We start from the raw sequence: 12,887 nt of genomic DNA on the forward strand, positions 1-12,887 counted from the left end.
AGCGGGAAGTGCTTTCGTTTTTGAACGGATGCTTTCGTTCGATCAGGATGCTAAGGTCCCGCCCGAGACCGGACGTCCCTTTGGAGTGCCGCATGTTCCCGCTTCCCCCGGAGGATCGAACGCTCAGCCCGTACACCGGCTGGACCCGCGCCCATTGGGAGGCGGTGGCCGACGGGCTGCTGGCCGCGGTGGAACCGTACCGCTCCCCGGACGGCGCCGTGATCACGTTGCCGGGGCGCGAGAGCTGGTCGCGCTGCGACGGCCTGGAGGGGTACGCGCGCACCTTCCTGCTGGCCGCCTTCCGCGTGGCCGGCGGCGGCCCCGAGGAGCTGCTGGCCCCGTACGCGCGCGGCCTGGAGTCCGGCCCCGGCGTCTGGCAGCCGATCGAGGACCGCACCCAGCCCATGGTCGAGGCGGCCTCGATCGCCCTGTCACTCTGGCTGACCCGCGAGAGCCTGTGGGACCGCCTGTCCCCCGCCACCCGCGAACGCGTCGCCGCCTACCTGGCCGCGGCCCTGCGCCACGAGCCGGTGGACAACAACTGGTGGCTGTTCCCCGCCATGGTGGGCGGCTTCCTGTCGGCCGTCGGCCTGCACGCCGAGGAGGCCGGCGCGGCGGTGGCGCGCGGCCTGGCCCGCATCGAGCCCTGGTACGCCGGCGACGGCTGGTACGCCGACGGCGACAACCGCTCCTTCGACCACTACAACGGCTGGGCCATGCACCTCTACCCGGCCCTGCTGGCCCACCTGTCGGGCCAGGGCTCCCCCGGGCCCCGCCTGCGCCGCTTCCTGGAGAGCTACGCGCTCACCTTCGACCAGGACGGCCGCATGCTCTACCAGGGCCGCTCCCTCACCTACCGCTTCGCCTCGGCGACCTCGCTCTTCGCCGGAGCCCTGCTGGAGGCCACCCCGCTGTCCCCCGGCCAGACCCGCCGCATCGCCTCCGGCGTCCTGCGCCGTTTCCTCGACGAGGGCGCGCTCTCCCCCGAGGGGCTGCTCACGCTGGGCTGGCACGGCCCCCACGAGCCCTCGCTGCAGTCCTACTCCGGCTCGGCGTCGCCGTACTGGGCGTCGAAGGCGTTCCTCGGGCTGCTGCTGCCGGCCGGCCACCCGGTGTGGACGGCGCCCGAGGAGCCCGGCCCCACCGGGCTCGCCGCGCTGCCCGGCCCCGGACTGGTCGTCCAGCACACCGGCGACGTCGCCCGCCTGCTCAACCACGGCAGCCAGCACCACCCCGGCGACCCCCTGTACGACCGCTACGCCTACTCCACCCGCACGGCGCCGACCATGGGCGTCCCCGACAACCACTTCGGCGTGGTCGGCCCGGACGGCACGGTCGCCGGGCGCGGCACGATCACCCCTCGGGGGCGGGCTCGGCGGGCGACCTGGCGTGGGCGGCGTCGGCGAGCGGCGGCGTGGAGAGCCTGAGCGTGATCAGGGGGCCGTCGAGGTGCGCGTCCATCGGGTCGCGCCCGGCTCGGCGGTCCGGCAGAGCGGCTGGGCGCTCGTCGCGGCCGCGGACCCGGCCGGCGGGCCCGGCGCCCGGGTCCGGGACGGCGACGGGCTGGTCTCCGAGCTGGTCGCGGTGCGCGGCTACAGCCGGGCGTACGTCGCCGGCGACCCCGAGGGCAGCGCCTTCGGAGCTCCGGCGGCCGTGCCCGTGCTGGAGGGGGTGGCGGCGGACGGCTGGGCGGTCAGCGCGGCCGTCCTGGGCGGCGACCCCGCCGGGGTGCCGACGGCGGCCGTGACGGCTGACGACATGGCGCTGACGGTGCCGACGGCGGTGACGGCCGACGACATCACGCTGACCTGGCCCGACGGCACCCGCCACACCTTCCAGGTCCGCGCCCCGGGCGGCGCCGCGGCCTGAAGGCCCGCCCAGGCTCAGGCCAGGAAGGCGCGCAGGAGGGCCGCCGTGCCCTCCAGGTGCTCGGCCATCGCCCGGCGCGCCGCGTCCGGGTCGCCGGCCAGGATGGCGTCCACGATGGCCCGGTGCTGGGCGGCCGCGTGCTCGATGTTCACCTGGAGCATCGGGATCGCGTTCAGCAGGTCGCTCACCCGGGAGCGGGCGTCTGCGCACGTCGCCGCGAGCAGCGTCGAGCCGGTCAGCTCGGCGATCGACAAGTGGAAGGCCGTGTCGAGGCGCCGGTAGTCCTCCAGGGGCGCCGCGTCCAGCTCGGCCAGCCGGCGCAGCAGCACCTCCCGCTGACCGGGGGCCAGGTCGGCCGCGGCCAGCACCTGCGCCGCCCCGCACTCGACCGCCAGCCGGAACGTCAGCGCGTCCGACAGCTCGGCCATGCCCATGTCGGCCACCGCCTGCCGCAGGTCGCCCGCGTCGGGCCGCGGCGGGACATAGGTGACGAACGCGCCGCCGTACCGGCCGCGCCGCACGTCGAGGTAGCCCGCGTCCTGAAGGGCGCGGATCGCCTCGCGCAGGGTGACCCTGCTGATGCCCAGCCGCACGGCGAGCTCGCGCTCGGGCGGCAGCTTGTCGCCGTACGCCACCACGCCCAGTTTGATCGCCTGGAGCAGCCGTTCCACGGTCTCCTCGAAGGCGTTTCCCGCCTTCACCGGCCGCAGCACTGTCATCAAACGCGCCGAATCGTCCAAGGTGTCCTCAGGTCTTGACAAGCGATCCCGGCATGCACATCAATGGTCTGAGACTAGCCCAATCAACGGGAAAGCGCTTCAGAGCAGATCGGAGCGACCTAGGGTGAGCGAACCAGCGGGCAACGGATTCCTGTCCGTCGAGGAACTGCGGGGCGAGGTCGCGTCCGGCCGGATCGACACGGTGCTGCTCGCCGTCGCCGACATGCAGGGCAGGTTGCAGGGCAAACGGCTCTCCGCCCGCTACTTCCTGGACGAGGTGCTGCACCACGGCTCCGAGGGGTGCAACTACCTGCTCGCGGTCGACGTGGACATGAACACCGTCGCCGGCTACGACATGTCCTCCTGGGACCGGGGCTACGGCGACTTCGCGATGAAGCCCGACCTGTCCACCCTGCGCCGGGTCCCCTGGCAGGACGGCACCGCCCTGGTCATGGCCGACCTGGCCTGGGAGGAGGGCGGCGAGGTCACCGCCTCGCCGCGGCAGATCCTGCGCCGCCAGCTCGCCCGCCTGGCCGACCGGGGCCTGGCCGCGTACGTGGGCACCGAGCTGGAGTTCGTCGTCTACGACGACAGCTACGAGGACGCCTGGCGGCGCGCCTACCGCGACCTGACCCCCGCCAACCTCTACAACGTCGACTACTCCCTCCTCGGCACCGCCCGCGTCGAGCCGCTGCTCCGGCGCATCAGGCGCGACATGGAGGGCGCCGGCATGTACGTCGAGTCCGCCAAGGGCGAGTGCAACCTCGGCCAGCACGAGATCGCCTTCCGCTACGACGAGGCCCTGCGCACCTGCGACAACCACTCGATCTACAAGAACGGCGCCAAGGAGATCGCCGCCCAGGAGGGCCGCTCGATCACCTTCATGGCCAAGCCGAACCAGCGCGAGGGCAACTCCTGCCACATCCACATCTCGCTGCGCGGCCTCGACGGCGGCCTGGTGATGGCGGGCGAGGGGCCGTACGGGCTCTCGCCGCTCGGCGCGCGGTTCATCGCCGGGCAGCTCGCCCGCATGCGCGAGCTCACTTTGCTGTACGCGCCCAACGTCAACTCCTACAAGCGATACGTGCCCGGCAGCTTCGCGCCCACCGCCGTCAAGTGGGGCGTCGACAACCGCACCTGCTCCCTGCGGCTGGTGGGCCACGGGCCCTCGCTGCGGGTGGAGAACCGGGTGCCGGGCGGGGACGTCAACCCGTACCTGGCGGTGTCCGCGCTGATCGCGGCCGGGCTGGACGGCATCGACCGGGAGCTGCCGCTGGAGGACGCCTTCGGAGGCAACGCCTACGACTCCGGCGCCGAGACCGTGCCCCACACGCTCCGGGACGCGCTCGCCCTGTTCGAGGGGTCGAAGCTGGCCAGGGAGTCGTTCGGCGACGACGTGGTCGAGCACTACGCGAACAACGCGCGCGTGGAGCTGGCCGCCTTCGACGCGGCGGTGACGGACTGGGAGCTGTTCCGTGGTTTCGAGCGAATGTGACGGTAGGCATGAGGATCGTTAATCCGGCGACGGAAGAGGTCGTCGCCGAGGTCGAGATGGCCGACGCGGCCGAGGTCGACCGGGCGGTGGAGCGGGCCGCGAAGGCGTACCGGAGCTGGCGGGAGGTGGCGCCGGGCGACCGGGCCCGGCTGCTGCGCCGCTTCGCCGACCTGGTGGACGCCCACGGCGAGGAGCTGGCCCGGCTGGAGCTGGACAACGCCGGGCATCCGATCGGCAACGCGCGCTGGGCGGCCGGTGCCGTCCGCGACGTGCTGCACTTCTACGCCGCCGCCCCCGAGCGCAACCACGGCAAGCAGATCCCGGTGCCCGGCGGCGTGGACATCACGTTCCAGGAGCCGCTGGGCGTGGTGGGCGTCATCGTGCCGTGGAACTTCCCGATGCTGATCATGTCGTGGGGCGTCGCCCCGGCGCTGGCGGCGGGCAACACGGTGATCGTCAAGCCGGCGGAATGGACTCCGCTCACGGCGCTGCGGCTGGCCGAGCTGGCCCTGGCGGCGGGCCTCCCCGAGGGGGTGCTCCAGGTGCTGCCCGGAACAGGGGAGGTCGCGGGGGCCCGGCTGGTCGAGCATCCCGGCGTGGCCAAGATCGTGTTCACCGGCTCGACCGAGGTGGGCAAGGAGATCGCCGCGAAGGCGGCGGCGCAGGTCAAGCGGGTGACGCTGGAGCTGGGCGGCAAGTCCGCGAACATCGTCTTCGCCGACTCGGACCTCGAAAAAGCGGCAAAAACCGCCCCTTATGCGGTCTTCGACAACTCCGGCCAGGACTGCTGCGCCCGCTCCCGCATCCTCGTCCAGGCCGAGGTGTACGACGAGTTCCTGGAGCGCCTGTCGGCGGCGGTGCGCGGCGTCAAGGTCGGCGACCCCCTCGACGAGTCCACCGAGATGGGCCCGCTGATCAGCGCCGAGCACCTGGACCGCGTCCGCGGCTTCGTCGAGGGCACGCCCTACCTCCAGGGCGACTGCCCCCAGGGCAAGGGCTACTGGTTCCCGCCGACCGTGCTCACCTCGAAGGTCACCGACCGCGCCTTCACCGAGGAGATCTTCGGCCCGGTCGTGTCGGTGGTGCCGTTCACCGACGAGGCCGAGGCCGTGCGCATCGCCAACGACACCCCGTACGGGCTGAGCGGGTCCATCTGGACGCGCGACGTCGGGCGGGCGCTGCGGGTGGCCCGCGCGGTGGAGTCGGGCGCCCTGTCGGTGAACTCGCACTCCTCGGTGCGCTACTGGACCCCGTTCGGCGGCTTCAAGCAGTCCGGCCTCGGCCGGGAGCTGGGCCCGGACGCCCTGACGGCCTTCACCGAGACCAAGAACGTCTTCATATCCTGGGAGTAAGTACAGTGCAGCGATTGCAGGACCGCGTGGCCGTCATCACCGGCGCGGGCAGCGGCATCGGGCTGGCCACGGCGCGCAGGTTCGCGCAGGAGGGCGCGAAGGTCGTCTGCGTCGACATCGACGAGGACGCCGGGGCCAAGGCCGCGGCCGAGGTCGGCGGCCTCTTCGTCAAGGCCGACGTGACCAGCGAGGACGACGTCGTCCGGATGTTCGCCACGGCCCACGAGACCTACGGCAGCGTGGACATCGCCTTCAACAACGCCGGCATCTCGCCGCCCGACGACGACTCGATCCTGGAGACCGGCCTCGACGCCTGGCGCCGCGTCCAGGAGGTGAACCTGACCAGCGTGTACCTGTGCTGCAAGCACGCCATCCCGTACATGCGGCGGCAGGGCAAGGGGTCGATCATCAACACGGCGTCGTTCGTGGCGGTGATGGGGTCGGCCACGTCGCAGATCTCGTACACGGCCTCCAAGGGCGGCGTGCTGGCGATGTCGCGCGAGCTGGGCGTGCAGTTCGCCCGCGAGGGCATCCGGGTCAACGCGCTGTGCCCGGGGCCGGTGAACACGCCGCTGCTGCAGGAGCTGTTCGCCAAGGACCCCGAGCGGGCCCAGCGGCGTCTGGTGCACATTCCGGTGGGCCGCTTCGCCGAGGCGTCGGAGATCGCCGCCGCCGTGGCGTTCCTGGCCAGTGACGACGCCTCCTTCATCACGGGGGCCGAGTTCCTGGTGGACGGCGGCATCTCCGGCGCGTACGTGACGCCGCTGTGACCCGTCCGGTCATCGGTGTCACGACGTACGTCGAGCCCGCCCGGTTCACCGTCTGGGACCTGCCCGTCGCGCTGCTGCCGTACATGTACGTCGAGAAGATCGTCCAGGCCGGCGGGCAGCCCGTGCTGCTGCCGCCGGCCGGCGATCCCGCCCAGGTCGTGGGGCGGCTCGACGGTCTCGTCCTGGCCGGCGGCGGCGACGTCGACCCGGCCAGGTACGGCCGGACGGCGCACGAGCGCACCGGCTACGTCCGGGAGTTCCGGGACGAGGCCGAGTTCGCCCTGCTGGCGGCGGCCCTGGCGGCCGGGCTGCCGTTCCTGGGCATCTGCCGGGGGCTGCAGGTGCTCAACGTGCTGCTCGGCGGCACCCTGCACCAGCACCTGCCGGACGTGACCGGGCACACCGGCCACTCCCCCGCGCCCGGCGAGTTCGGCCACCTGCCGGTCACGCCCGTCCCCGGCAGCCGCCTGGCCGAGGCGCTCGGCACGCAACCGGTGGCGGTCCCGCACTACCACCACCAGGCCGTCGACCGGCTCGCCCCCGGCCTCACGGTCACCGCCACGGCCGACGACGGGACGATCGAGGCGGTGGAGCTCGACTCCGGCGGGTTCGCGGTGGCGGTCCAGTGGCACCCGGAGGCGGGCGACGGGCCGGCGCTCTTCGAGGCGTTCACGGCGGCCTGCTGAGACCGTTACTGGAAAGCTTCTTTACCTTTTCTACGCGCTGAAATCGCGTGAAATCCCAGTTCAGAGGGCCATACCACCACGTTATAGGAAACTTGTTGGGTACCGGGTCGCGCCATCCCGGTGTCACCCTGTGTTCATCCCCAGCCGGCCGGGGCTCTTCCACTCCACACCCCCCTGAGGAGCCAGAGAGTGAACCCCAAACTCAGGTTGGGGGCTGCCGCAATGCTCGCGCTAGCCCTGACCACCAGCTCGCTGGTGGGCGCCACGAGCGCCACAGCCCAAGCGTCGCAGGTGGCCGATCCTCCCAGCCCCGACGAGCGCAGGAACGCGATCGCCACCGCACACAACGCGATCCTGGCCGACTCGGCGGCATTGCTGGCATCCGAGCAGGACACGTTCACGCTGACGTCGACTGTCGAAGGCGTCCGCGGCCTGCAGTACCTGACCTACGCCCGTAACCACGCGGGCCTGCCCGTCTACGGCGGCGACGTGGTCGTCGCCACGGACGCCTCCGGCGCGGTGGTCGACACGGTCGCCACCGGGCAGCGCACGAAGATCGGGATCGGCACGAAGGCGAAGGTGACCGCGGCCCAGGCCGCCGTGACGGCCAGGGCCAAGGTGGCCAGGGTCGAGACCGTCGCCACGCCCGTGCTGTCCGTGCACGCCGCCACGAAGACCCCGCGGCTGGCCTACGAGGTCCTGGTCACCGGCGCCAACGCCACCGGTCACGAGACCAAGCTCCACGTGTACGTGGACGCCCTCACCGGCAAGGTCATCGACGAGTGGGACGAGGTGCGCGACGGCACCGGCAACAGCTACTACGTCGGCACCGTCACCATCGACACCAGCCCCTCGTACACGATGCGCGACCCCCGCAGGAGCGGTGTCCAGTGCGGCGGCCAGAACGGCTCGCCGTACACGAAGACCACCGACACCTGGGGCAACGGCTCGGGCACGAACCTGGAGACCGCCTGCGTCGACGCGCTCTACGCCGCGCAGCGGGAATGGGACATGCTGAGCGCCTGGCTCGGACGCAGCGGCATCAACGGCCAGGGCGGCGGCTACCCGGCCCGCGTCGGCCTGGCCGACGTCAACGCCTACTGGAACGGCCAGTACGGCTCCTTCGGCCACAACTCCGCCAACTCCCAGCAGCTCACGTCGATGGACGTGGTCGGCCACGAGTTCGGCCACGGCATCTTCCAGTTCACCAGCGGCGGCTCGGGCAGCGGCAACGAGGCCGGCGGCATGAACGAGTCCACCGGCGACATCTTCGGCGCGCTCACCGAGGCGTACGCCAACAACCCGAACGACCCGCCGGACTACCTGGTCGGCGAAGAGGTCAACCTCTCCGGGTCCGGGCCGATCCGCAACATGTACAACCCGTCGGCCCTCAGCCACCCGAACTGCTACAGCGCCTCCATCCCGAACACCGAGGTGCACGCGGCGGCCGGCCCGCAGAACCACTGGTTCTACCTCGTGGCCGAGGGCACCAACCCCTCGGGCAAGCCCGCGAGCACGCGCTGCGACAACGGCGCCGCGATCACCGGCATCGGCATCCGCAAGGCCGGTGAGGTGTTCATGTCCGCGCTGAACACGAAGACCCAGCCGTGGACGCACGCCAAGGCCAGGGTCGCCACCCTCCAGGCCGCCAAGACCCTGTACCCGGGCAGCTGCACCGAGTTCAACGTGGTCAAGAACGCCTGGGACGGCGTCAGCGTACGGGCCCAGTCCGGCGAGCCGAGCTGCACCCAGGGCAGCAACGACTTCTCGGTCAACCTGAACCCCGCCTCCGGCAGCGTCACTCCGGGCCAGAGCACCACGACCACGGTCAGCACCACCGTGACCGGCGGTTCGGCGCAGTCGATCACCCTGCGGACCGGCACCCTGCCGACCGGCGTGACCGCCTCGTTCAGCCCGGCCACCATCACCGCGGGGCAGAGCTCCACGCTGACGATCACCACCTCGGCGGGCAGCCCGCAGGGCAACCACTCGATCGCGATCACGGCCGACGGCGCCGACGTCGACCGGCAGGCCACCTACAACCTGCAGATCGGGCAGAGCTCGCCGAACGACTACTCCTTCGGCGTGACCCCGTCGTCGGCCTCGGTGCAGGCCGGTCAGTCGGCCACCGCCACGGTCAGCACGCAGGTCACCGCCGGTCAGGCGCAGAGCATCGCCCTGTCGGCGAGCAACGTGCCCGCGGGCGTGACGGTCAGCTTCAGCCCGTCCACGATCACCGCCGGGCAGTCGTCCACGGTGACGTTCGCGACCACGAGCGGCGTGACGCCCAGCACGTACACGATCAGCCTGAACGCCGACGGCGCGAGCGCCGACCACTCGGCCTCCTTCAGCCTGACGGTGGGCGGCGGCCAGGGCACCACGTGGCAGACGTACACGGCCTACACAGCCGGACAGACCGTCACCTACCAGGGCACCAGCTACCGCTGCCTGCAGTCTCACACGAGCCTGCCGGGCTGGGAGCCGCCCAACACCCCTGCCCTCTGGCAGCCGGTCTAAGTCGCAACACCTGGGCGGCCACGCCGGGGTGGCCGCCCAACCCCCTTGAGGAGCCACAGATCGTGAACGCCATGCTCAGGCTGGGCGCCGCGGCCACCGCCGCGTTGGCCCTGACCCTCACCACGCCGGCCGGACCGGCCGGCGCCGCCGCCGACCCCGCGCCCGACATCCCCGTCGCGAACGTGACGGCGCATCTGAGCCAGTTGCAGTCCATCGCCACGAGCAACGGCGGCAACCGCGCCTCGGGCAGGCCGGGCTTCACCGCCTCGATGAACTACATCAAGGGCAAGCTCGACGCGGCCGGCTTCACCACCCGCGTGCAGAGCTTCAGCGGCGGCAGCAACCTGATCGCCGACTGGCCGGGCGGCCCGGCCAACCAGACCGTGATGCTCGGCGCCCACCTCGACAGCGTCGCGGCCGGCCCCGGGATCAACGACAACGGTTCCGGCTCGGCCGCGCTCCTGGAGAACGCCCTCACCCTCGCCGCCCGCAGGCCCACCCTCACCAAGCACGTGCGGTTCGGCTGGTGGGGCGCCGAAGAGGCGGGCATGGTCGGGTCCAGGTACTACGTGCAGAACGGCGGCGCGAGCGGCGTCGAGGTGTACCTGAACTTCGACATGATCGCCTCGACCAACGCCGGCTACTTCGTCTACGACGACGACGCGGCGATCCAGCGCACCTTCAACGACTACTTCGCCACCATTGGCCTGCAGACCGAGGGCGACAGGGAGGGCGACGGCCGCAGCGACCACGCCTCGTTCAAGAGCGCGGGCGTCCGGGTCGGCGGCCTGGCCACGGGGGCCGGGGCGGTCAAGAGCTCGGCCCAGGCCGCCAAGTGGGGCGGCTCGGCCGGGCAGCCGTTCGACCGCTGCTACCACAGCGCCTGCGACAGCTACCCGAGTGCCATCAACACCACGGCGCTCGACCGCAACTCCGACGCCATCGCGTACGCCATATGGAAGCTCGCCGTGGGCACCAGCACGCCCACGGAGAACGACTACTCGATCTCGGTGACCCCGTCGTCGGCATCGGTCCAGGCCGGTCAGTCGGCTACCGCGGCGGTCAGTACCCAGGTCACGTCCGGCCAGGCGCAGAGCGTCGCGCTCTCCGCCGGGAACGTGCCGAGCGGGGTCACCGTCTCCTTCAGCCCGTCCACGGTGCAGGCCGGTCAGTCGTCCACCGTCACGATCGCCACCACCAGCGGCGCCGCGGCGGGGACGTACACCATAGGGATCAACGGCGACGGGGCGACGGCGGACCACTCCGCGTCCTTCACCCTGACCGTCGGAGGGGACGGCCAGGGCACCACCTGGACGGCCTACAAGTCGTACACGGCCGGAGACGTCGTCACCTACCAGGGGGTCAGCTACCGCTGCCTCCAGGCGCACACCAGCCTGCCGGGCTGGGAGCCGCCGAACGTGCCCGCCCTCTGGGCGCGGGCCTGATCCTCGGGCCTGACCTTTAGAGCCTGATCCACAGGGCCTGATCTACGCGCGGGCCGGTCGCCACCGGCCCGCCCCGAGCTGCCGCGTGCGAGCTGACCTGCCATGACCGGCTCGCGCGCGGCCACCAACGCGGCCGCGACCCCGCCTCTCCGGGGCCGCGGCCGCTTTTCGCTGCGTGCGGGATGTCGCGGATGCTGCGGAAGGCAGGGGGCGAAGCGCGACAACACCCCCATGACGGCACTAGGCTGACGGACATCACCGGCGAAACCGTGCGGGAGAGCACCCTGACAGCCGGTCAGGGTCCCTGAAGGAGCAAGCCCTCCCCGCGAACCTCTCAAGGCAAAGGACCGCGCGGCAGCCCTGTAAGGCGTTCTTACGGGGAGGTGACCTCTGGAAAGCAGGCCCTCGGGCCTCGCCGAAGGTGAAAGTCCGGTAAAACTCGGGCGAAGCTCTCAGGCATCCATGACAGAGGGGGAGGATGCTGGCATCCAATCCTGTCCTGAGGTGCGACAAATGTCCCGACCTACGCCGCTACGAGACGTCCACGAGGCCCTAGGCGCCACGCTGACCGACTTCGCCGGATGGCTCATGCCGCTCCGGTACGGCAGCGAGTCGGCGGAGCACAAAGCCGTCCGCGAGGCGGCCGGGCTGTTCGACCTCTCGCACATGGGCGAGATCTTCCTGACCGGTCCGCAGGCCGGAGAGGCCCTCGACTACGCCCTGGTCGGCCACCTGTCGGCGCTCGCGCCCGGCCGGGCCAGGTACACGATGATCGTGGACGAGCGCGGCGGGGTGCTCGACGACCTGATCGTCTACCGGCTGGCGGACGAGGAGTTCATGGTGGTGGCCAACGCCTCGAACTCCGACAAGGTCGCTGATGAGCTGAAAAATCGTACTAAGTCGTATGACACGGCGGTCGACGACCGCTCCCAGCAGTACGCCCTCATCGCGATCCAGGGCCCGAAGGCCCAGGAGATCCTGGCCACGCTCACCGACGCCGACCTCGACGGTCTCAAGTACTACGCGGGCCTGCCCGGCGTGGTCGACGGCCGCCAGGCGCTCATCGCCCGCACCGGCTACACCGGCGAGGACGGCTTCGAGCTGTTCGTCGCCAACCAGGACGCCGTGCCGCTCTGGCGCGCCCTGGAGGCGGCGGGCGAGCCGCACGGGCTCAGGGCCGCCGGTCTGTCCAGCCGCGACACCCTCAGGCTGGAGGCCGGCATGCCGCTCTACGGCAACGAGCTGAGCTCCGACCTGACCCCGTTCGACGCGGGGCTGGGCAGAGTGGTGAAATTCGACAAGCCCGGTGACTTCGTCGGCAGGGCGGCACTGGAGGCGGTCAAGGACGACCAGCCCCGCCGCCGCCTCGTCGGCCTGGTCGCCCAGGGCCGCCGGGTGCCGCGTCACGGCTACCCGGTCACCCGCGACGGCGCCGTCGTCGGCGAGGTCACCAGCGGTGCGCCCTCCCAGACCCTGGGCAAGCCCATCGCGATGGCCTACGTGGACGCCGGGGCCGACACAGGTCTGGCCGTGGACATCCGGGGCAGCCATGAACCTATGGACCTGGTCGAGCTGCCCTTCTACAGGAGGAACAAGTGAGCAACATCCCTGACGACCTGAACTACACCAAGGAGCACGAGTGGGTGTCGGGCGTGGACGACGGCATCACCGTGACCGTCGGCATCACGGCCTTCGCCGCCGAGGCTCTTGGTGACGTCGTCTTCGTGCAGCTCCCCGAGGTCGGTTCGACCGTCGAGGCGGGTGACTCGGTCGGCGAGGTGGAGTCCACCAAGTCGGTGAGCGAGATCTACGCCCCCGTCGGCGGCGAGATCGTCGAGGTGAACGCGGCCGTGGCCGACGACCCGTCGCTGGCCAACAGCGACCCGTACGGCGACGGCTGGATGTTCCGCGTCCGCATGGAGGGCGACGCGGAGGACCTGCTGTCCGCCGAGGAGTACACGGCGCTCACCTCAGGCGAGTCCTGACACCAACGCCGGGGCCCGCGACGGGCCCCGGCACTTCCTGAACTGAAGG

11 protein-coding genes and 2 riboswitches are annotated in these 12,887 nt (G+C 71.5%); of the genes, 10 read left to right on the forward strand and 1 reads right to left on the reverse strand.

Translation table 11 applies throughout. The features are described 5' to 3' along the window. The first annotated feature begins 92 nt into the window (after positions 1-92). The gene (locus ACNF49_RS49000; RefSeq protein ID WP_482941973.1) at positions 93-1,427 is read left to right on the forward strand and encodes a DUF2264 domain-containing protein; all 1,335 of its coding nucleotides are present in this window, start codon (positions 93-95) and stop codon (positions 1,425-1,427) included. A gap of 22 nt (positions 1,428-1,449) precedes the next feature. After that, on the forward strand, positions 1,450-1,869 hold the full coding sequence (locus ACNF49_RS49005; protein WP_482941974.1) for a hypothetical protein: 420 nt from the start codon (positions 1,450-1,452) through the stop codon (positions 1,867-1,869). 14 nt (positions 1,870-1,883) lie between these two features. Here ACNF49_RS49005 and ACNF49_RS49010 read toward each other — a convergent pair whose 3' ends face one another. Further along, complete coding sequence (locus tag ACNF49_RS49010; protein ID WP_357971139.1) at positions 1,884-2,588, reverse strand: FadR/GntR family transcriptional regulator; 705 nt, start codon at positions 2,586-2,588, stop codon at positions 1,884-1,886. Positions 2,589-2,712: 124 nt separating this feature from the next. On the opposite strand from ACNF49_RS49010, the gene ACNF49_RS49015 reads away from it, so the two are divergent. The 8 genes from ACNF49_RS49015 to gcvH all read left to right on the forward strand — a co-directional run bounded on the left by ACNF49_RS49015 (position 2,713) and on the right by gcvH (position 12,838). Then, positions 2,713-4,083, forward strand: a complete 1,371-nt coding sequence (locus tag ACNF49_RS49015; protein ID WP_357971138.1) for a glutamine synthetase family protein — start codon at positions 2,713-2,715, stop codon at positions 4,081-4,083. 8 nt (positions 4,084-4,091) lie between these two features. Continuing rightward, entirely contained in the window at positions 4,092-5,435 is a 1,344-nt protein-coding gene (locus tag ACNF49_RS49020) for an aldehyde dehydrogenase family protein (RefSeq protein ID WP_482941975.1), read from the forward strand. A gap of 5 nt (positions 5,436-5,440) precedes the next feature. Beyond that, entirely contained in the window at positions 5,441-6,205 is a 765-nt protein-coding gene (locus ACNF49_RS49025; protein ID WP_357971136.1) for a 3-oxoacyl-ACP reductase, read from the forward strand. Further along, positions 6,202-6,891 (forward strand): gamma-glutamyl-gamma-aminobutyrate hydrolase family protein, encoded by a 690-nt coding sequence (locus ACNF49_RS49030; RefSeq protein WP_357971135.1) that lies wholly within the window; start codon positions 6,202-6,204, stop codon positions 6,889-6,891. The genes ACNF49_RS49025 and ACNF49_RS49030 overlap by 4 nt, the downstream gene beginning before the upstream one ends. Positions 6,892-7,113: 222 nt before the next feature. Then, on the forward strand, positions 7,114-9,408 hold the full coding sequence (locus ACNF49_RS49035; RefSeq protein ID WP_357971134.1) for a M4 family metallopeptidase: 2,295 nt from the start codon (positions 7,114-7,116) through the stop codon (positions 9,406-9,408). A 71-nt stretch (positions 9,409-9,479) separates the two neighbouring features. Beyond that, positions 9,480-10,853, forward strand: a complete 1,374-nt coding sequence (locus ACNF49_RS49040; RefSeq protein WP_357971215.1) for a M28 family peptidase — start codon at positions 9,480-9,482, stop codon at positions 10,851-10,853. A 262-nt stretch (positions 10,854-11,115) separates the two neighbouring features. Then, a riboswitch (glycine riboswitch) is annotated at positions 11,116-11,213 on the forward strand. A gap of 20 nt (positions 11,214-11,233) precedes the next feature. Continuing rightward, positions 11,234-11,332: riboswitch (glycine riboswitch) on the forward strand. Between the two features lie 34 nt (positions 11,333-11,366). Then, on the forward strand, positions 11,367-12,452 hold the full coding sequence (gcvT, locus tag ACNF49_RS49045) for a glycine cleavage system aminomethyltransferase GcvT (protein ID WP_482941976.1): 1,086 nt from the start codon (positions 11,367-11,369) through the stop codon (positions 12,450-12,452). Continuing rightward, positions 12,449-12,838 carry a glycine cleavage system protein GcvH gene (gene gcvH, locus ACNF49_RS49050; protein WP_357971132.1) on the forward strand — a complete coding sequence of 130 codons (390 nt, stop codon included), beginning with the start codon at positions 12,449-12,451 and terminating at the stop codon, positions 12,836-12,838. Before gcvT ends, gcvH begins: the two co-directional genes overlap by 4 nt. The last annotated feature ends 49 nt before the right edge of the window (positions 12,839-12,887 follow it).

It is taken from the genome of Actinomadura sp. ATCC 39365 (assembly GCF_054392275.1).